At 72.6% G+C, this 19,574-nt stretch carries 15 protein-coding genes and 2 pseudogenes; 4 read left to right on the top strand and 13 right to left on the bottom strand.

Translation table 11 applies throughout. The features are described 5' to 3' along the window. Positions 1-2: 2 nt before the first annotated feature. The 3 genes from FHS22_RS29720 to FHS22_RS29710 are packed head-to-tail and all read right to left on the bottom strand — an operon-like array spanning position 3 to position 4,910. On the bottom strand, positions 3-1,865 hold the full coding sequence (locus FHS22_RS29720) for a hypothetical protein (RefSeq protein ID WP_184947086.1): 1,863 nt from the start codon (positions 1,863-1,865) through the stop codon (positions 3-5). Beyond that, positions 1,862-3,616, bottom strand: a complete 1,755-nt coding sequence (locus FHS22_RS29715) for a hypothetical protein (protein ID WP_184947083.1) — start codon at positions 3,614-3,616, stop codon at positions 1,862-1,864. The genes FHS22_RS29720 and FHS22_RS29715 overlap by 4 nt, the downstream gene beginning before the upstream one ends. A gap of 28 nt (positions 3,617-3,644) precedes the next feature. After that, positions 3,645-4,910, bottom strand: coding sequence for a DUF8094 domain-containing protein (locus FHS22_RS29710; RefSeq protein ID WP_184947080.1), 1,266 nt, complete (start codon positions 4,908-4,910; stop codon positions 3,645-3,647). A 468-nt stretch (positions 4,911-5,378) separates the two neighbouring features. Here FHS22_RS29710 and FHS22_RS29705 point away from each other — a divergent pair, with 468 nt between their 5' ends. Next, complete coding sequence (locus FHS22_RS29705) at positions 5,379-5,927, top strand: hypothetical protein (protein WP_184947077.1); 549 nt, start codon at positions 5,379-5,381, stop codon at positions 5,925-5,927. Positions 5,928-6,156: 229 nt separating this feature from the next. Beyond that, positions 6,157-8,466, top strand: a complete 2,310-nt coding sequence (locus FHS22_RS29700) for a polysaccharide lyase 8 family protein (RefSeq protein ID WP_184947074.1) — start codon at positions 6,157-6,159, stop codon at positions 8,464-8,466. A gap of 229 nt (positions 8,467-8,695) precedes the next feature. On the opposite strand, the gene FHS22_RS29695 is transcribed toward FHS22_RS29700, so the two are convergent. Both FHS22_RS29695 and FHS22_RS29690 read right to left on the bottom strand, forming a co-directional pair. Beyond that, the gene (locus FHS22_RS29695) at positions 8,696-9,037 is read right to left on the bottom strand and encodes a histone-like nucleoid-structuring protein Lsr2 (protein ID WP_184947071.1); all 342 of its coding nucleotides are present in this window, start codon (positions 9,035-9,037) and stop codon (positions 8,696-8,698) included. A 497-nt stretch (positions 9,038-9,534) separates the two neighbouring features. Beyond that, positions 9,535-9,738 (bottom strand): annotated as a pseudogene (locus tag FHS22_RS29690) (alpha/beta hydrolase); the annotation flags it as partial. On the opposite strand from FHS22_RS29690, the gene FHS22_RS29685 reads away from it, so the two are divergent. After that, positions 9,722-10,252 (top strand): PaaX family transcriptional regulator C-terminal domain-containing protein, encoded by a 531-nt coding sequence (locus tag FHS22_RS29685; protein ID WP_184947068.1) that lies wholly within the window; start codon positions 9,722-9,724, stop codon positions 10,250-10,252. The pseudogene FHS22_RS29690 and the gene FHS22_RS29685 sit on opposite strands and share 17 nt — an antisense overlap. 49 nt (positions 10,253-10,301) lie before the next feature. On the opposite strand, the gene FHS22_RS29680 is transcribed toward FHS22_RS29685, so the two are convergent. Further along, positions 10,302-11,759: an MDR family MFS transporter gene (locus FHS22_RS29680; RefSeq protein ID WP_338048012.1), complete on the bottom strand. Its 1,458-nt coding sequence runs from the start codon at positions 11,757-11,759 to the stop codon at positions 10,302-10,304. A gap of 338 nt (positions 11,760-12,097) precedes the next feature. Between FHS22_RS29680 and FHS22_RS29675 the strand changes: the two genes are divergently transcribed. Beyond that, positions 12,098-13,549 (top strand): hypothetical protein, encoded by a 1,452-nt coding sequence (locus FHS22_RS29675; RefSeq protein ID WP_184947063.1) that lies wholly within the window; start codon positions 12,098-12,100, stop codon positions 13,547-13,549. A gap of 19 nt (positions 13,550-13,568) precedes the next feature. Here FHS22_RS29675 and FHS22_RS29670 read toward each other — a convergent pair whose 3' ends face one another. The 7 genes and pseudogenes from FHS22_RS29670 to FHS22_RS39700 form a co-directional block, all read right to left on the bottom strand. After that, positions 13,569-16,004, bottom strand: a complete 2,436-nt coding sequence (locus tag FHS22_RS29670; RefSeq protein WP_184947060.1) for a PEP/pyruvate-binding domain-containing protein — start codon at positions 16,002-16,004, stop codon at positions 13,569-13,571. Further along, positions 15,982-16,431 (bottom strand): MarR family winged helix-turn-helix transcriptional regulator, encoded by a 450-nt coding sequence (locus tag FHS22_RS29665; RefSeq protein ID WP_184947058.1) that lies wholly within the window; start codon positions 16,429-16,431, stop codon positions 15,982-15,984. The genes FHS22_RS29670 and FHS22_RS29665 overlap by 23 nt, the downstream gene beginning before the upstream one ends. Before the next feature lie 84 nt (positions 16,432-16,515). Further along, positions 16,516-16,674: a hypothetical protein gene (locus tag FHS22_RS29660; RefSeq protein WP_184947056.1), complete on the bottom strand. Its 159-nt coding sequence runs from the start codon at positions 16,672-16,674 to the stop codon at positions 16,516-16,518. A gap of 47 nt (positions 16,675-16,721) precedes the next feature. Beyond that, the gene (locus tag FHS22_RS29655; protein ID WP_184947054.1) at positions 16,722-18,014 is read right to left on the bottom strand and encodes an ArsB/NhaD family transporter; all 1,293 of its coding nucleotides are present in this window, start codon (positions 18,012-18,014) and stop codon (positions 16,722-16,724) included. Continuing rightward, positions 18,011-18,454: a CBS domain-containing protein gene (locus tag FHS22_RS29650; protein WP_184947052.1), complete on the bottom strand. Its 444-nt coding sequence runs from the start codon at positions 18,452-18,454 to the stop codon at positions 18,011-18,013. Before FHS22_RS29650 ends, FHS22_RS29655 begins: the two co-directional genes overlap by 4 nt. A 140-nt stretch (positions 18,455-18,594) precedes the next feature. Further along, a pseudogene (locus FHS22_RS29645) lies at positions 18,595-19,056 on the bottom strand (cation:proton antiporter domain-containing protein); the annotation flags it as partial. A 138-nt stretch (positions 19,057-19,194) separates the two neighbouring features. Further along, entirely contained in the window at positions 19,195-19,557 is a 363-nt protein-coding gene (locus tag FHS22_RS39700; RefSeq protein WP_184947051.1) for a BTAD domain-containing putative transcriptional regulator, read from the bottom strand. Positions 19,558-19,574 lie beyond the last annotated feature (17 nt).

Here is a 19,574-nt window from a genome sequence, read left to right as displayed (position 1 = left end):
GGTCAGCAGGTGCGCCAGCGCACCGTCGCGGAGATCGAGTCGTCGGGTCCGTGGAGGGTCAGCGGGGCGGTGACGGGGGCGGGGGCGCCGCACCAGTGGCGGACGCGCACGGCGCGCAGGGTGATCACGACCGTGTCGCCCCGCTCCAGCGTGCCGCCGGAGGGGCTCACGGTCAGGCCGGGGGCGGACACACGCCATTCCAGCGCGTCCTCCGGCGCGCCCCCCGGCAGGGAGGTGAGGGTCGCGCTGCCCCTGCCGTACTCGTCCAGGGTGATCTCGGACGGCATGCGCAGCCGTGCCGCGAGCCCGCTCCCCGCCGTGGCGGAGGGCGCGGAGGACGGGGGGTGCGCGGCGGTCGTGGCGGCCCGGGGCAGGGAGGAGGGGAGGGACCGCGCCGGGGCCTCGCCTCCGATGGCGGGGCCCAGGAGGTTCATCCCGGTCAGGGTGCCCGCGGCGCCCGCGACGACGATGATGACGATCTTGATCGTCGTGGCGCGGACCCTGGCCCCGGCCCACAGGACCGCATCGGCGAGCCGGGATCCGCGGCGGTGCCGCTCCGGCTCGCGTGCTCTCTGCGCGGATCCGGCGCGGGGTCCGGCCGGAGGCCGTACGGCGGAGGCGGGGATGGACGGGGGGACGTCGAGCCGGGCGCGCCCGGCGGCGGGGGCGCCGTCGGTGCGGGCCAGGATCTCGCGGGCCCAGACCTGGGAGAGCAGCGCGTCGTAGAGGGGGGTGTCCCGCCCCGGTTCCGGCGGGACCGGCGGCGGGGCGGGCCGCGCGCGGAGCGCCGGGAGGGAGGGGAGGGTCTCCTCCTCCCGCCGTGCGGAGGGTGCCACGGGTGGCGGTACCGGCGGCGGTTTCGGACGGGCCGTCCTCGCGGGGCCCCGGCCCGCCATCGCGTACGGGGCGGTGCCGCGCCGGGCGGGCAGGCCCATGGCCGCCGGCGGGACCGCGGCTCCGGGAGAACCCGCGGGAGGGTCCGTCACCGGAGCCGGGACCGCGCCCGAGGGGAGGGCCGCGGTCGCCGGGAGGGGGGCGGCCGGTGGCAGGGCGTCCAGGAACCGCCTTCCGGCCTCGGCGGTGAGGGGCTGGATCGGCGGATGGGCGATCATCTGCGGGACCGTGTAGCGGATGCTGATCGGCCGCGTGCACACCGGGCACCTGACCATGTGCGAGAGCAGGTCCGCGCGTGCGCCTCCGGAGTCGTGCGCCTCCGGCGGGGACGCCGGTGCCGCGCCCGTGCTCGCGGGCGGGCGCGCCGGGTGCGTGCCCGCGGGTGACGGGTCCGGGTACGTGCTTCCCGCGGCGGCGGGAGAGTGCCACGGCTCGCCGGGGAACGCGGCGTCCAGCAGCGGGCGGAGTCCGGGGCAGGGGGCGCGCCCGTGGGCGAGGCCGTCCAGCGCGCTCACGAGACTCTCGATGATGTCCTGGGTCCTGGTCGCGAGCCCGCCGATCTCGTCCGCGGGCAGGGCCAGCACGTGGGAGAGGTCGTCCGGTGCCAGCCCGTGGCGGAACATCAGCCGGAGGGCCTCCGCGCCCAGCGGGTCGACGAGCCGCCATGCCCGCTCGATCAGCAGGGCGTCCGGCATGCCCGGCCCCGTGCCCGGGACGTACCCCTCCCGGTGACCGGGCGCGTGGAGGCGGTCGCGGCGGAGTACGGCCAGCAGCCGCGCCCGGACCGAGACGCCCACGGGAGCGGCCGTCGTCCCGCACACGGCGACGGCGCGGGCGGCCGCCGCCGTCGCCTGCTCCGCGCCGAGGTGGTATCCGGCGTAGTCCAGCAGGTGGGCACCGTGCTCACCCACCCATGCCGCCCACTGGCCGGGGTCGAGCACGGTGTCCCCGGTTCCGGCGGACGCGTTCACGGGCCCGTGTACTCGCCGGAGTCCGGTGGGAACTCGCCGGGATCGGGCTGCGCGGGTCCGTTCCGCCCGGGATCGGGCTGCGCGGGTCCGTTCCGTGCGGGGGCGACCGGGCCGGAGTCGGGCAGGTAGGGGTCGACCTGGTAGGGGTCGACCTGGTACGGGTCCGGCTGCCGACTGCCGGGCGAACCGGAGTCGGGCCGCTGGTGGCCGGACGGCGCGGAGCTGGGCCGTACGGTGGGGGAATCCGTCACCACGAGCTCCAGGTCGCGTTCGGGCAGGCCGGTGAACTTGGTCCAGTTGCTGACCTCGCCGGGGGCCGGATCCGCGAACAGCCAGCGGATGAAGGCGGGCCACTGGCACGAGTCACGGGGGATGACGCCTTCGGGCAGGGCCGTGCCGTCCTGGGCCGAGCGCAGCGCGCGGAGTTCGTCGGCGGTGTAGTTCCGGCACGGAGGGGTGCCCGGCGGCGCGATGTTGAGGTCCCAGACGCCGTTGGCGTCCGTGTACCGCATGTTCCTGTCCAGGCCGAGGGCCTCGTAGGCGCGCCGGAGGAGTTCCGGGTCCTGGAAGACGGGAAGGGAGGGGTCGCCCCGGACCGAATCCCCGGAGGAGGAGGACTCGGAGGGAGGCGGGGCGGCGGGCGGTTCCACGTCCGTGCCGCGGGTCTCCAACCGCTCCGGTCCGGAAGTCCGGAGGGGCGGTGAGGTCTGGGTCCCGTCCTGGTCGGGAGGCCGCATGTCAGGGGAGGTCCGGGTCCCGTCCTGGTCGGGAGGCCGCATGTCAGGGGAGGCCGCCGGGCCCCGGGCGCCCCGGGACGGCAGCGCCGGGCGGAGCGTCTCGACGGAGGGCGGCGCGACCCTGCCGTTGGACGGGGTGCGGGTGGGGGACGAGGTCGCGGACGGGGCGGTGGCGGGGGGCGCCGGGGTGGCGGACCTGCCGGTGTTCGCTCGCGGGCGGTTCCCGCTGCTCCCCGGTGGGGTGGACTTCCCCGCGGTCGCGGACGGGGACGGCTTCCCCGCGGTCGCGGACGGGGACGGCTTCCCGGCGGCCACGGGCGGGGACGGCTGTCCGGTGGCTCCGGTGCGGGCGGGCCCGGGGGAGGGCGAAGCGCCGCCGGAGGGCCGGGTGTCGATGGTCTTGATGGGTTGCTTCAGGGTGACGTCGCTGCCCTCCAGCTCGTTGGTGGCCTTCTTGGTGAGCTTGGGGTCGGGAGCCGGGGTGGACTTCTTGGTCGTCGAGGGCTGCACCGGAGGGGGCTGGACGGGGTCCGGCTGCGCCGGTGGCTGTTTGGGAGGGGTGGAGGCGGTCGGTTTCGGCGGATCGGACGACTTCTTCGGCGGATCGGACGACTTCTTGGAAGGGCGAACCGGATCAGAACTGGGATTACCGGGGATGAGAGCGGTGAGGGCGCCGCCGATCGAGGGGAGGGCGAGGCAGTCGGAGCCTCCCGCGTTCACCGCCTGCCCGCCGGTGGTGAGGGAGAGGCAGACCCGCGTGTCCTTGCTCGCGGCGGCCGGGCCGCCGTCGCCGGAGCCCGAGGGCGGTGCGTCGTCCCGCTGTGCCGCGGTGGTCCACGCCTCCGTCCCGGCGTTGAGGACGTAGGTGCCTGCGGCGAGCCGTACCGTCTCCGTCTGGGCGGCCCGGGAGTTCGCGGACATGACGGCCCCCAGTCCCGCGCCGGCCCCGAACACCCCGATCGCGACACCCGCGGTGATCATCGTCGCGCGCGAGGGCTTACGTGGTGGTGCCATCAGCGTTTCTCTCCTTCCGGTGAGGACGTCAGGTGCCGTGGCTCTCCAGGACCTCGGACCACTCGCCGAGCACGCGGACCTTCTCGTTGGAACCTGCTGGGGGGATGTAGGCCGCGTACATGCGGCCGTAGGTCACGCTCGCCGAACGGGCGAACGACTCACCGCCGGTACGGACGGCCGCGGCTCCCTTCAACGTGACCGTCGCGCCGTCACGCCGCGCCTCGCGGAGGTCGGTGGAGCGGGCGCCGTACCAGATCAGCGCGCCCCCGTCGCTGGTCATGATCGAGCGCACCGGGCCTTCGGGCAGGTAGGAGAGCGAGAGCCGCCACCCGGCCCGCTCCAGCTGCGCGCGTTCCTGCCGCCAGAACCGCACGGCCTCGTCGGTCCAGGGGCCGCCGGCGAACCGCGGATCCGGCGTGGTGCTCTCCAAGCTCTCCAGATGGGCCTGGGCGATCTGGCGCGGGGTCGCGAGCAGCCCGGAGGCGTTCTCCGGCAGGCTGGTGGCGTATCCGCCGGTGTCGGTCGCGATGCCGGGCAACGCCGCCGGAGGGGTTCTGGGGTCGGCGGTGAACGCCGTCAGCCGCCATCCGGCAGAGGTGTGGGTCATCACTTTGCTGACCCTGGCGACGCCCTGCTGATGGGAGACGGCCAGGAACCAGTCAGTGGTGCCTTTGGTGTCGCGGGGGACCCACACCTTCGGCTTGGGCCATGGTCCCGCCGGCACTTTTGTGCCCTGCATACGTGCGGTCTCGAAATTCGCCTGCGACATCTCCAGCGCGAGCCCCTGTTCCAGCTTGCTCATCGCGCGGCTGTCCATCGTGAACTGGGTAATGGAGAGATTCCGTGCATGCTGATCGTGGACCTGCTGCGCTTCCTTGACGGTCAGCCGGGACGGCCGCGTCTCCACCCGGGGCCCGGTGGAGGCCGACGGCTCTGCCGGGGGCTCCGCCTTCTCCGTCTTCTCCGCGGAGGCGGCCGGGGGTTTCCAGGAGGAACCGGCCGTCTCCTCCTGCTCCGGCGGCGGGAGCACCGCCTCCCAGTCGCTGCGGGCGGGCGCGGGAGTGGAGTTCACGAGCATGGTCCCCGGCTCCTGGGAACCGGATCCGGCGACCCAGATCCCCGCGCCTCCCGCGACCGCGAGGACCACTCCGGTCAGGGCGGCCTTCCGCCACCCGGACGCCGCCAGCCGCTCGGGCTCCCGGTCCTCGTCCTCGGAGCCGCGTCCGGCGGCGACACCGATGCGCCCAGATGGCCAGACGAGTTTGTCTGGGGGATCTGATGCATGCCGCGACATAGATCCCGATATTAGACTGACAATGATCCCCGGGGAAGGTAAAGGCGGGAGGTTATTCGTAATAAAGACTTAGGTCACTCAAATAGCATAAGATTATGAATATGGACGATCCGAAACCCCCGGTTAGGTGGCCCTGATAAGAGGGGTCCCGCCTTAACCTGGCCTTCTCTAGAGATTTCTCTTGGTGACCGGTCGGTCGTGAATTCGGTACCGGGTGCCCGTACGGCCTCCCGGGCCGCCCGGTTGTCAATGATCACGCGATCTTTTCCGGGCTTGACATGAATGGTTCTCATATATGTGGCCGGGGTCATTCGCGACAGAAGGACGGACGGCTCTTGACCCGTATCCGGAAGAAGAGTCTCCTCGTGGTGGAACCCGGCGGACCGGCCGGGGAGAGGGGCGTGGTGACAGATGTCCTCCGATCCGCGCACCGGGCGCCGCCTCCCGGCGAGGAAGATCATCTCCGTGGTGACGGCGACCCTCCTCGTCGGCTACCTCGTCCTGGTGCCGCTCGGCCTGATCGGCCCGGACCGGCGCCTGTCCACCCCGGAGATCCTGGTCGCGGTGGCGGTCCTCGTGCTCTCCCAGTACTCGGTCGAGGACCTCACCTTCGACCCGGGCGGGGCGAGCCGGATCAGGCTGCGTCGCATCGAGGACCGCCAGCGGGCCATCGAGTCCGACATCCACGTCCTGCAGGTGGCGCTCTCGGGCATCGTGACCAAGCACGAGCTCCGGCACCTGAGAGGGCTGGCCGCCGACCGGCCGTTCGACGTCCAGTACTCCAACCACATGGTCCGCGAGCTGGAACGGCTGGACGCCATGCGGTTCGTGGTCCCGCTCCGGGAGACGGGGATCAACGCCATCCGCATCGACCACCAGGGACCCGACGACAGGTTCGACCTCCAGGCCTACGTCGGGATCACCAATCGCGGCCGGGAGTACCTCAAGCTCCTCGACAGCCTCGCGGCCCAGGAGGACGGGACCCGGCCGGACGAGGCCGCACCGGCGGCGGGCTGACCGCAGCGGGACGCCGCCTCGCCGAGCCACTCCATGGCGGCGGCGCGGTCACCCCGGCCTGCAGTCGAGCTCGGCCCGGAGAGCCTGCGGCCAGGGCAGGAACGCCATCCAGCGCTGCTCGTGCACCAGCTCCAGCGAGCGCGCCGGCGCGGCGGCGGCCTGGCCGTGCTCGGCGCGCAGCAGGTGCGCGCGGGTGCGATCTCCAGCCGGTGATCTCCATAATCTGTGCGTGACCGGATATTCCAGGCGATCGTTCCTCCGGCTCGGCGGTGCCGCCGCGGCGGGAGCGCTGATCCCGGCACACGCCGTACCCGCGACCGGCGATCCGCGCGCGGGAGACGACGCCTTCGCCCTGCTGCGCCGCCGGTGGCGGGAGGTGACGGCGGGCCCGGGGTTCGACGCGGAGGCCGAGCCGTACCGGACCCGGCTGGCGGAGCTGGGCGCGCGGGCGGCCGGGTACCGGGACGCCATGTCGCCGGCCGGCGCGTCGCTCTGGCCCGGCCTGCCGTTCCCCTCGCTCACCGCCACCCCGGCCCGGCTGCAGGCCATGGCCCGCGCGTACGTCCTGCCGGGGACCGGCCTGACCGGCGACGCCGGCCTGGCCGCCGCCGTCGCGGCCGGCGTCGACCACTACCGGCGGCGGGTGTACGCCGTGGGCGCGGACCCGGTGGGCAACTGGTGGCACTGGGAGATCGGCGCCCCGAAGAAGCTCCTGGACGCCGCCCTGCTGGTCGGCCCGCACCTGACGGACCGCCAGGTGCGGGCGCTGCGGAACGCGGTGGACCACTTCGTCCCCGCGTGCCGCCTGGACGACTACAGCGGCACCAGCACGGGGGCCAACCGGGTGGACCTGTGCACGGTGACGCTGCTACGCGCGATCCTCGACGCCGACCCGGACAGGGCCGTGCTGGCAGCTTCGGCGCTCTCCCCGGTCTTCCGCCACGTCTCCGAGGGGGACGGGTTCTACCGGGACGGCTCGTTCCTCCAGCACACGACCGTTCCCTACCAGGGCACGTACGGGGCGTCGCTGCTGTCCGGGATCGCGACGCTGCTGGCGGTGCTGCGCGGCTCGCCGTGGGAGATCACCGATCCGGCCCGGCAGGTCGTCTTCGACGCGGTCGAGAGGTCGTTCGCTCCGGCCGTGCACGACGGTCTCTGCATGGACCTCTTCAGCGGCCGCGCGGTCGGCAGGGAGCCGTACGGCGACCACCGGAGGGGGCGCGAGATCGCCTCTGCGATCCTGCTGCTCGGGCAGGCGGCCTCCGCCGCCGAACGGGCCCGCTGGCAGGCCGTGGTCAAGGGGTGGGCGCTGCGGGACACCACCGTGCCCATGCTGGAGGCGGCCGAGCGCGGCGACCTGGAGTTCCACGCCCGGCTCGCCGCGGTCCTGGCCGACGAGGCGATCCCCGCGGCCGGCGAACCCGCCGGGCACCGGCTGCTGGCGATGAGCGCCCGGGCCGTCCACCGCAGGCCGGGCTGGTGCGCGGGGCTCAGCATGGCCTCGGACCGGATCGGCCACTACGAGCACGGCAACGGCGAGAACCTGCGCGGCTGGCACACCGGATCGGGGATGCTCTACTGGTGGGGGGAGGGCCACGGAGACCAGTACTCCGACTCCTTCTGGTCCACCGTCGACCCCTACCGGCTGCCGGGGACGACCGTCTCCACCCGGCGGCTGGCCGACGGCGAGGGCGAGGGGTGGGGCGAGACCTGCCCGCCGTGGCGCTGGGTGGGCGGGGCCACCGACGGCGTGTACGGGGCGGTCGGCCAGCACCTGGGCGGCTTCGCCAGCACGCTGGAGGCCTTCAAGTCGTGGTTCTTCCTCGACGACGCGGTGGTCTGCCTGGGCGCCGGGATCACCGCCGGGGACGGCGTGCCGGTCGAGACGATCGTGGACAACCGCAGGACCGACGCGGCGCTCACCGTCGGCGGCGGTGCGGACGGGCAGGCGGGCTGGGCGCACCTGGAGGGGCACGGCGGGTACGTCCTCCTCGGCGGCGGCCGCCTGCACACGCTGCGCGAGCGGCGCACGGGCGGTGAGCGGGCCGGTGGTCCGGCGACCCGGGGCTACGCGACCCTCTGGATCGACCACGGCGTCGATCCCGTCGCGGCGGGGTACGCCTACCTGCTCCTGCCGGGCGCGACCCCCGCCGGGACGCGGGCCCGCGCCGCCGCCCCCGGCGGGGTGTGCGTGCTGGCCAACACCGACCGCCTGCAGGGCGTCCGGGTGCCGTCCCTGGGGCTCACCGCGGTCAACTTCTGGAACGGCGGAGCGGCCGGCGGCCTGGCGGCCTCCGCGCCGTGCGCGGTCCTGGTGAGGGAGAGGGGCGACGGCACGGCCACGCTGACCGTGTCGGACCCCCGGCGCGACCTGGACGGGCTGACGGTGACCTGGGACCGGCCGGTGGCCGGGGTGCTCGGCGGGCACCCGCTCCTGACGGCCGCCACGACCGGGGCGGGGCTCACGCTCGGCTTCGGGCGGCTCGCGGACCGGGGCGGCGCCTCGCAGACGGTCACCGTACGGCTCGGCCGGTCCTGACCGGGCCGACGCACGGGGACCCGGACGGCGGTGACCGCGAATCCGGCGGCCGCTCCGGCGGAAACCCGGCCCCGGGCCCGGAATCGACGACCGGTCCCGGCCGTGCCGAATATAAGCAATATGTAAGAAAAGACTTACGGTGGGGCGGGGGAGAAGGCCCGGTGCGCCCTGGGGAAGCGGATCCCCCGGAAACGTGGCCCCCTCTGCGGAGGGGACCACGCGGCATTTCCTAGTGCTCCTTCTCGTACTCCTCCACGATCGACGAGGCGATCCGGCCGCGCTCGCTGACGTTCTTCCCGCGCGCCTTGGCCCATTCCCGAATCTTGGCGCTCTTCTCGCGGTCCACGGCGCGGCTGCCGGTTCCGCTCCCCTTGCGGCCGCGTCCCGGCTTCTCCTGGCGGACCGGGCGGGCGGCATTGATGAAAGGAGCCAGAGCCCTGCGGAGCTTGTCCGCGTTCTCGTCGCTCAGGTCGATCTCGTAGGCAGCGCCCTCGATGGCGAAGGCAATGGTGCCCGAGGCCTCGCCACCGTCGAGGTCGTCGACGAAAGTCTCCACGACCTTCTTAGCCATGTCATGCTCCAAATGGTGTTGTGGTGCTGTGTACTTTAGCGGTTCACGAGAACCCTTCATGGCAAAGGCTCGTGCATGGCGGCATGCGGGGCGGCCAGTGGTAACCCGTCCTACCAGAAGGAGCGGGGTTCCCGGTCCCTGATATCGCAAGCATAGTCGGGCCGTCCCGGAGGCGGGCGGCTCCGCGATTCCTTCTTCTTCTCCGGCGCCGCCGGGGTTGCGCGAGGACGGGTAAGAGGCCGGTTTTTTCCGGCGCCGGGTCATATCCGTGCACGGCGGCCGGCCGGGGCGCACCCGGTCCGGCCCGGAAGGCGGGATCGTGCGCGGTGCGGCGTGTTCCCCGGACGGGCGGCATCGCAATGATCGTTCGGATCACGAGGTACGGCCGACGCCGGACGCCCGCCTCATCCGGGAGGTCCCGGATGAGGCGGGCGTCGGTGTTCCCGGAGGGCGGCCGGGACCGTGGGCGGCGGGTCAGGGGCAGGAGCCGGCGGCGGTCAGCTCAGGTTCTTCTGCCGAACGTCCCATTCGGTGGCGCACAGCCCGCAGGAGGAGCCGACGAACTGGGCCCTGGCGGCGGTGCCGCCCTTGAGCCGCCACTTGAGCCAGGCGGAGCCCACCCGGCCGAACTCGCCGCCGTTGGGCTGGGAGAAGGTTCCGTAGTGGCCCACGTCGAGGTTGCCGATGAAGGCGGGCAGGCCGGTGCGGCGGCTGTTCCCGCGACGGCCCAGTCGATCGAGCGTGCTGGAGCAGTCGAGGGCGGGCAGGCGGACCGGCTACGGGCTCGCGAGCCGGGCGTCGACGGCGATCCTGCTCGACACCATCATGACCGCGCAGGTCCTGCCGGTGGTCCCCCACGGCGTCGATCCGCTCGACGCGTGGGACCTCGACGAGATCAGGTCACGCTACGACGGGTTCGCGACCGGCTGGGAACGGTGGCTGGAACGCGCCCGGGCGGGCACCATCGGCGCGGCGGAGGCGCTGAGGGCCCGCACCGGGCTCGTGTACGCCTGGCTGCACTTCCCCAGCCTCGATCCCGACCTGCCCGCGGAACTGCTCCCGGCCGGCTGGCCGCGCAGGCGCGCCTACGAGATCTTCGCCGAGCTCTACGACGCCCTGGGTCCGCTCGCCGGGATACGGGTCCGGCAGATCGTCGCGGGTTTTTCACCGGAGCTGGCCCCGCTCGTCAGGCACCACACGCACCGAGGAGCCTGAACGGGCCCCTGAGGCCTCCCACCCCGCGACGGCCGCCGTCCCGCGGGGTTCAGTGGCCGGCCCCCGTGATCTCACCGGCGTTCTCCGCCCGGGCCGGCAGGAGCAGGGCGGTGACGACCACGGCCACGGACAGCGCCGCGCCGATGATGAAGGCCAGCCGCATGCCGTCGAGGCTGGCGAGCGCCTCGGTGACTCCGGTGGCCTTCAGAGCGTCGGCCCGCGCGCTCATCACGGTGATCACGAGCGCGGTGCCGATGGCCGCGGCGACCTGCTGCAGCGTGCTCAGGATCGAGCTGCCGTGGGAGTAGAGCCGCGGGGGGAGCGCTCCGAGCCCGAGGGTGAACACCGGGGTGAAGGTCGCGGCCAGGCTCACCATCAGCAGCGCGTGCAGGCCGAGGAGCTGCCAGTACGGCGTGGTCATCGTGATCTGGGTGAAACCGGTGAGCGCGAGCATGATCCCGATCGCGCCGGGGACGACCAGGACCCGGCCGCCGAACCGGTCGAACAGGCGGCCGACGGTCGGGCCGAGCAGTCCCATCGCGAGGCCGCCCGGCATCATGAGGAGGCCGGTCTCCAGAGCGGCGAGCCCGCGGACGTTCTGCAGGTACAGCGGCAGCAGGATCATCGAGCCGAGCATCGCCATGAAGGCCACCGACATCAGGATCAGCGCGACCGTGTAGGTGCGGTGGCGCAGGGTGCGCAGGTCCAGCAGCGGCGCGTCGCGCTTCTGCAGCGACAGCTGGCGGAAGACGAAGACGACGATGGTGGCCAGGCCACCCGCCACGATCGCGGCGGCGGTGCCGACGTCACCGCCCTCGAACCGGCTGAGCCCGTAGACCAGGCCGCCGAAGCCGGCGGCGGCGGCGACCACGCTGAACCAGTCGACGGTGCCAAGCTTGGGTTCGCCGACGTTCTTGAGCTGCTTCAGCCCGCCCCAGGCGATCAGGGCCGCGATGGGGAGCACCAGGACGAACAGCAGGCGCCAGGACCCGAACTGGAGGATCAGCCCCGAGATCGCCGGACCCATGGCGGGCGCGACCGAGATGGCCAGCGTGACGTTGCCCATCACCCGGCCCCGGTCCTGCTCGGGCACCACCTGCATCAGCGTGGTCATCAGCAGCGGCATCATCACGGCCGTCCCGGACGCCTGGACGATGCGGGCGCCCAGCAGCACCTCGAACGAGGGCGCGGCCGCGGCCAGCGCCGTGCCGGCCAGGAACAGGCTCATCGCGGTGGCGTACGCGCTGCGGGTGGACACCCGCTGCAGGAACCACCCGGTGATCGGGATGACCGCGGCCATGGTCAGCATGAAGGCCGTCGAGAGCCACTGCGCGGTCTGCGCGTCGATGCTCAGCGCGGTCATCAGCTCCGGGATCGCGTTGAGCAGGAGCGTCTCGTTGAGGATGACGACGAATGTGGCGAGCACCAGCAGCCGGATCACGGCCGGTGTGCGGCCTGAGACGCGGGCCGCGGTTTTGGCGGGTGAGTCGAGCAGTTGGCTGGACACGATACCTCGATCGGGATTGTCGGACATGGCGTGGTCGCGGCTGGCGTTCCAGCCTTCGGTCTCACACGGAGTTGCGGTCATATAAAGAGTGCCGGGCCCCACCGACAAAACTGATCGACCACGTCCCACCATCCGGCAAATAACGCGAGATGTCACCTGATTTTCACCGGCCCGTGGACCCGCCGCCGCGGGGGCCGACAGGGGTCCCGCGGTCATGCGGGCCCGCGGCGCCACCGTTCTCACCTGCGCGGCGGGCGCCGGCCGGGACGAACGCGCCGCCGCCGCCGCGGCCTCCTGACGCGCCCGGCCGCCGAGCGCACCGAATATCCTTCGCTTCCGTGTCTCGACGATCATTGGCCCTGTGGGCGGCGGCACTGGCGGCGGCGTCGGCCCCGGATCTGTACTTCTGGGTGGGCGCGCTCCTGAGCGGGGACGGGGGAGAACGGGTCTTCGCGTGGATGTCGTCGGGATGGTGCGCCGGTTATGAGATCAACCGCGAGGTGCGGGGTGTTCTCGGGCTCCTGCGCGGGCTCCCGCTGTTCTGGTACGGCTTCGCGCCCCTGGTCGTCGTGGCCTTCGCCGGCTGGCTGCTGAGCACCCGGGCCGGCCGGCCCCGGCTCGGCCGGACCATCGGCCTCGCGGCCGCCGGGACCATGCTCGTCGTCTCGCTGCCCGCGCCCGCGCTGCTCACGGTCGACGCGGCCCTCGACCGGGACTGCCTGAGCGTGTGGGGCCCGCCGGAGCTGGTGAACCGGATCCTCCTGGACGGTTTCTGCACTCTCGTCCCCGCGGTCCTGACGGCGCTCGCGGCCCGCCCGCCGGCCAGGACGCGGCCGGTACGGCGCGGCCGCCCGGCCCGGGCGGCGGTCACGGTCGCGGTCGTGGCCGCGCTGCTGCTCGCCGCGGCGGGTGACGGCCGGCCGGACCGGGTGAGCGACTCCGGCGACCTCGACTGCGCCGGGTTCGGCGACGTCCGGGTGCCCGCGATGAGCGAGCGGGAGAAGGCGTTCCTGTGCCGGGTGCGGTCCGACGGCTTCGGGGCCGACGGGCCCGGCGTGCCGCAGCTGGCCGGCATGCCCGACCGGGCGCTGATCGCCTACGGCCGCAACCTGTGCCACGCGGCCACACGGCACGGCGGCGACACCGGGGCGAAGGCCGTACAGCAGATGATGGGCGAGGCTGCGGGCGGGCCGCTGACCGGGGCCCTGGCGGAGATGTGCCCGGCGGTGGACAGGGTGCTGCAGGCCGAGGGCGAGCGGCGGCAGGCGGAGGAGAAGGCGTTCTACGCCGCCGCGGAGAACGCCTGCGCCGCCCACCCCCGCCACCGCCCGAGGATCAGGCCGGTACGGCAGGCCCGCGCCACCATGTGGACGGAGTTCTGGACCATCCACGCCTGGGACGAGGGGCGGGAGGGCGAGGAGGCCTCCGACAGGGTCGCGGACCTGGTCGGAGGCGGAGATGGGGTGCTGGAGGTCTGGGCCGCCGACGAGATCGGCCACGCCTGCGTGACCGGTGAGGCCTACACCAGGCGCCCGCCGGTGGAGACCCGCGGCTGGGAGCAGGTCGTCGAGGTCGGCTACACGACCGGGACCGGTGCCCTGGTCCTGGTGGACGGCAACGGCGACGAACTGCCCGACCTGGCCGCCGGGGGAGCGGGACGGTACCGGGTCCGGGTCCATGTGCGGGGCCGCAAGGCAGCCCGGGAGCACATCGACGTGCCCGACGGCACCGTCCAGCTTCTGGTCATGGTGTTCCCGGGAGAGGAGCGGAAGCCGGTGATCTACCGGTAGCGGCTCCCCGCGGTGGTCGTCAGCCGTTCTCTTCCAGCCGCACCGTGCCCGCGGCTCCGTCGATCGTGATCAGCTGCCCGGTCCTGATCTCATGGGTGGCGTTGCGGACGCAGATGACGGCCGGGATGCCGTACTCCCTGGCGACGGTGGGGCCGTGCGCCACCGGTGATCCGGTCTCGGTCACCAGCCCGGCCGTCGTCATGAACAGCGGGGTCCAGCCGGGGTCCGTCGTGGGGGCCACGAGGATCTCGCCCGGTTCGATGTGCGCGCCGGCCGGGTCGCGGATCACCCGCGCCCTGCCGGTCACGCGGCCGGCGGCCCCCGGCATCCCGGTCAGCACCCCGTCTTCCACGGGCCCCTGCGGGGCGAGCGCCTCCACGTCGGTCCCGTCGGACAGGAGGGCTCCCGGGACGGTGGGCCTCCGCAGCTCCCGCGTGTACTCGGCGCGTCGCGCCGCGACCGGGCCCCGAAGGTCGGCTCCGCCGTGTACGGCGGCCCGGACCTCGGACAGGTCGAGGAACATGATGTCGTCGGCGCTCTCCAGCAGGCCGCGGGAGGCCAGGTCGTCGCCGATCAGCAGGAGCTGGCGGCGCGCCGCCTGGATCGCCGGCAGCCAGGCGAACTTCCCGATCTCCCGGAGCCCGGTGAGCTTGCGCGAGCGGCGCATGAGGAAGGCCGCGAGCCGGCCGCGCACCGGTCTGGTGCGCCGCGCCCGCCGCGACAGCGTCCCGATCATCTTCTCCGCCCGCTCCGCAGCCCGCTCGAACCGCAGGTCGGGCGCCTGTTCGGGGTCGTCCACCCGGAGGTAGTTGGCGATCGTGGCGAAGAGGGGGGCCGGGTCCTCCGCCCAGCGGGGCATCCCGACGTCGATCTCGGCGGCCGCGCGCATGCCGTACCTGTCGAGGAAGCCGGCCATCCCGATGCCGGGGAGCTCTCCCGCGAGGTACTTCGCGGCGAGCTCGTGCGGCGGGGTGCCGAGGAACAGCTCGCGGTGTTCGCGCGCGTTCACCGCGACGCCCCAGAGCGCGAGGTCCATCTCCGTGGTCACGTTGTAGGGCATCCCGCCCAGGACCACGTCCAGCTCCTCCTGGGTGGCGACGCCGTCGAGCAGCCCGGACGGCACCATGCCGGCGATCATCCCGGCCATCAGCGGCCACACGATGCCCATCATGTCGGGACTCATGACCGCCCGGTGGGAGTCCTCGACCACCCAGCGGAGCCGCTCGGCCGCCGTGGCCGGCTCGCGCGGCGGTGTCGTCTGTCGCCTGATCTCCTGCACGGCGCGGTAGGCCCTGGCCCGGGCGGCGTCCGGCCGCGCCAGGCTCCGGACGAGGCCGAGGACCGCACCGGGCGCCAGCCGTGCCGTCATCTTCACCGCGCTGCCCGGGCGGAACGGCAGGCCGCGCCGCGGGGCGAACCGCGGATCGTCCAGCATGCGCTCGACGGCGCCCCGCACCCGCGGCCCGTACACCTCCAGCGACGTCCGCAGCCCCTCCCGCATGGTCGTGCTGCGGATGAAATCGGTCAGATCGAAATAGAGGCGCCCGCCGATGGGGACCAGCCGGGGCAGCGGATCGCGCGGATCGACCGTGGCGCCCACGGCTCCGAACCACATGCCCGAGCCCATCTTGAGCAGCGACACCCCCATCGGCGTGACCGGCCGGAGCATCCCCTGGATGTGGCCGACCTCCAGGTAGAGCCGCATGTCGCCGGTGTCCGGCGGGGCCGGGAACAGGGTGGTGATCGGCCGGGACTGCAGCAGCCACAGCGTGCCGTCCGCGTCGATCGCCCACTCGACGTCCTGCGGCGAGCCGAAGTGCTCCTGCAGCCGCCGCCCGGCGTCCCGCAGCCTTCCGAGCTGCTCCCGGCCGAGGCAGCCGCCCGCGTCCGGTACGGCCGCCTGGTGGCCGAGGACGTAGTGATCGGGGACGACGGTGCCCTCGACGATGGCGGTGCCCAGTCCGGGAGCGGCGTCGACGACCATCTCGGTGCGGCAGCCGGTGATCGGGTCGGCGGTGAACAGCACCCCCGCGACCACAGGGTCGACCATGCGCTGGACCACCACGGCCATGGCGGCCTCATCGATGCCCATCGCGGCGCGGTAGGCCACGGCGCGTTCGGTGTGCAGGGAGTCCCAGCACCTGCGGACCGCCTCGACGAGCGGGCCGGCGCCCTCGACGTCGAGGTAGGTGTCCTGCTGGCCGGCGAAACTGGCGTCCGGCAGATCCTCGGCGGTGGCACTGGAACGCACGGCCACGCGCCCGCCGCCGAGCCGTTCGTAGGCGCTGATCAGCTCCTCCTCCGGGAGATCCCCGGAGGTGTAGGACTCGACGGTCAGGCAGAAGCCGTCCGGAACGCGCTCACCCGCCCTGACCATCTCGCCGAGCCCGGCGGCCTTCCCGCCCGCCAGGTCGATCATGGAGGAGTCGATCTCAGACAGGTGGATCAGTTTCATCCCTTATCCTCCTCGCGGCCTTCGCGTAGATCTCCATGGAGTGGAGCACGACCCCCCGCTCCTCCTCCGTGAACTGCTCCCAGAGCGCCAGCTGCCCGTCGATCCGGATCTCCCGGATCCTCCGCAGGACCGCGACCCCCTCCTCGCTGATGCGGATCCTGCGCACCCGGCGGTCGGCCTCGTCCTCCTGCCGCTCGGCGAGTCCGCGCCGGACGAGGCCGTCGACGATCCGGCTGGTCCGCGAGACCGACCGGCCGACCAGGGCCGCCAGCTCCTTGACCGTCGGCGCACCGCCCCGGTCGAGGACCTGCAGCATGACGCTGTCGAGCATCCGCAGGTCGTCGCTCTCGTGCATCCGCATCAGCGACGGCATCAGGTCGCGCTGCATCGAGGCGAGAAGTTCGAGGAGATACTCCCGGTCGTTCATTTGCTACCTAACACTAGTTGCGAACTAGCAACTAAATTATCCCGTCACCGGCCGGCCGTCCATTCCGGAGCGCGGATCGTTCTCTCAGCGGCTCCGCGCGGACCCCAGGACATGGCTCACACGGTCGAAGACGAGACGGTCGAGCCGTTCGACGGGCTCATGAAGAACCGCGGTTCGGAGACCGACGCCGGTGCTCGACAGCAGGCCGGAGAGCTCGCCGGGACGGCCGGGGACCGTCGTCATGGCTCCTCCTGCGGTGCTCCCACTACGGCGCGCCGGTCCCGCGAGCGCTACATGAGGTAGCGCAGCCACAGGTACGGCGCGACCAGCGCGACGGTCACCACCGTGACGATGAGGCCGTACTTGGTGAACTGCCAGAAGCTGATCGGCGTGCGGTTGCGGGCCGCGATGCCGAGGACGACCACGTTGGCCGCGGCGCCGACCGCGGTGGCGTTGCCGCCCAGGTCGGCGCCGAAAGCGAGCGCCCACCACAGCACCTGGGCCTGATCGTTGCCGCCGTTGGCCTGTACGAGCTGCTCGACGATCGGGCTCATGGTCGCCACGTACGGGATGTTGTCCACGATGGCCGACAGCCCGGCCGAGGCCCCCAGCAGGCCCATGGTGGTCAGCTCCAGCTCACCGGCGGTGGCGCCGACCGCGGCCTCGGACAGCTGCCCGATGACGCCGGTCTCGACCAGGGCGCCGACCATGACGAACAGGCCGGCGAAGAACACCAGGGTGGGCCACTCCACCTCGGCGATCGCCTGCTCGGTCGTCACCTTCGTGGCGGCCACCAGGATCCCGGCGCCCAGGATCGCCACCACCGACGGCTCGTAGTGCAGCACCGGGTGCAGCACGAACGCGGCCATCACCAGGGCGAGCACGACCAGGCTCTGCCACAGCAGCCGCCGGTCGGCGATCGCCTCGCGCTCGTCCAGGGCCATGATCTGCGCCGCCCGCTCGGGGTCGTAGGTGAAGGAGCGGCCGAACATGAACCAGCACAGCCCGACGAACACGACCATGAGCACGACGACCAGGGGCGCCATGTGCACGAGGAAGTCGTTGAAGCTCAGGTTCCCCCGGCTGGCGATGATGATGTTGGGCGGATCGCCGACCAGGGTGGCGGCCCCGCCGATGTTGGAGGCCATCGCCTCGGCGATGAGGAACGGCGCCGCAGGCAGGGCGAGGCGCTCGCACACCAGGAACGTGACCGGTGCGATCAGCAGCACGGTGGTGACGTTGTCCAGCAGCGCCGACGCCGATGCGGTGATGAGCACCAGCAGGACCATCAGCCGGAACGGCCGCCCCCGGGCCTTCTTGGCGGCCCAGATCGCCAGGTACTCGAAGACGCCGGTCTCCTTGAGCACCCCGACGATGACCATCATGCCCAGCAGCAGGAAGACGACGTTCCAGTCGATGCCGGCATGCTCGGAGAAGAACGCCGCCTCCGCGTCGGTGGCATGGATCAGCAACATGATGCCGGCGCCACCGAGAGCGGCGGCGACCCGGTGGATCTTCTCGGTGGCGATCAGCGCGTACGCGCACAGGAACACCGCCACCGACACCCAGGCGAGCACGCTCATGCGGCCAGCACCCGGTCCAGCAGCGCCTGCAGCGTGACCGCGCCGACCAGCCGGCCCTCGGCCAGTACGGCGACCAGCGGGCTGTGCGTGCGGGCCATCAGCGCGGCCAGCTCCAGGACGGTGGCGTCGGGGTCGGCGACCGGCAGCTCACGCGGCCGGGGCGGCAGGCATTCGCGCACCGTCCGATCACTCAGCCCGCGCAGGAAGCCGTCGGCGTGGGCCTCGTCGACCACCCGGGCCAGGGCCGGATCGTCCTGGCAGTAGGCGGGCACGGCCAGGCGCAGCACCTCGGTGCCGGGCAGGATGGCCAGCGGGGATCCATCGTCATCGATCACGATGAGACCGGGCAGGTCCTGGTCGGCCAGGAGCCTGGCCGCCTCGATGACGGGTGAGTCCAGTCCGACCACCGGGAAATCGGCAAGCAGGTCACGGGCGCGCACGGCACATCCTTCGCTCGACGGAGTATGACGTGCCGACCAGACTTCCCGGCTCACCTGCCGCCACCGTACCAGGAGCCACGCGATTGGAGCGATCTTGACTATGACGTGAGACGGGCACGCCCTTGCTCACCCGGCAGGGGCTACGACGATTCGTCGCCGGCCGTGTCCCTGCCCCGCAGGCGGGCGCGGACCCGGCCGGCGACGCCGTACCAGGCGGGCACCTCGCGCTCGTCGTCGAACCAGCGCGCCACGACGATGTCGGTGGAGGAGTGCAGCAGGATCGACAACACGATGGTCACCGCGACCAGCTGGAAGACCTCGTCCGCCGCGGCGATGCCCGAGCCCAGGACGATCAGGCCGTACACCACCGACGCGAAGCCCTTGGGGCCGAACCAGGCCACCGCGGCCTGCTCGCGCACCGACAGCCCCGAGCCGAGGAAGGAGATCCAGATCGCGATCGGCCGGGCGGCCACCAGCGCCGGCACGGCGAACAGCCAGCCGGTCCAGCCGACCGCGCCCAGCAGGGCCGGGGTGATGAGCGCGCCGAAGACCAGCAGCGCGGCCAGCTTGAACAGCTCGGCGATGAGCTCGCCGAAGTGCTCGAAGGACTCGCGCTGCCGCGCCCCGTACTTCCACCCTCACACGTCCATGAACGGGTAGGGAACCCTGGCGTCCGTTCCGGAACAAAGGCGTCGGGCGGCGGCCGTGGAGAACCTGACGGAACAGAGTGTTCGGCAGGCTCAGGATTCCACTGATGTCTCCGGTGAGAGGAATGCGTTATCCGCGCCTGTGGAAAGGTTGGGGTCCTCGTTGATAATGGCCTGATACAGCACTCCCAACTGCTGTCCCGGTTCGCTTCCCAGCTCCCTGACGAAGAGTTCGCGCCTATCGTGATACAGCGCCAGCGCTCTGTTGGGCTGGCTGTCACGGCACAGGGCCAAGATGAGCTGACCTAGTACTCCAGCCGCACATCGGGATGTGAGCTGGTACCCGGGCCGGCAGGGCCGCCCGTGCTCGTCGTGGCCGGCGCATACAAGCGCAAACGAGTAGGAACGAGTGTGCTCGTAGCCGGATGACAAGCAGACGGCCACCGCTGTGATCATTCAGGTGTGATGGAACT

The organism is Thiemannella venezuelensis (genome assembly GCF_014203605.1).
GTDB lineage: Bacteria > Actinomycetota > Actinomycetes > Streptosporangiales > Streptosporangiaceae > Planomonospora_A > Planomonospora_A venezuelensis.
The sequence above is the reverse complement of the archived record's forward strand: the minus strand, read 5'-3'. Positions and strand labels throughout refer to the sequence as shown.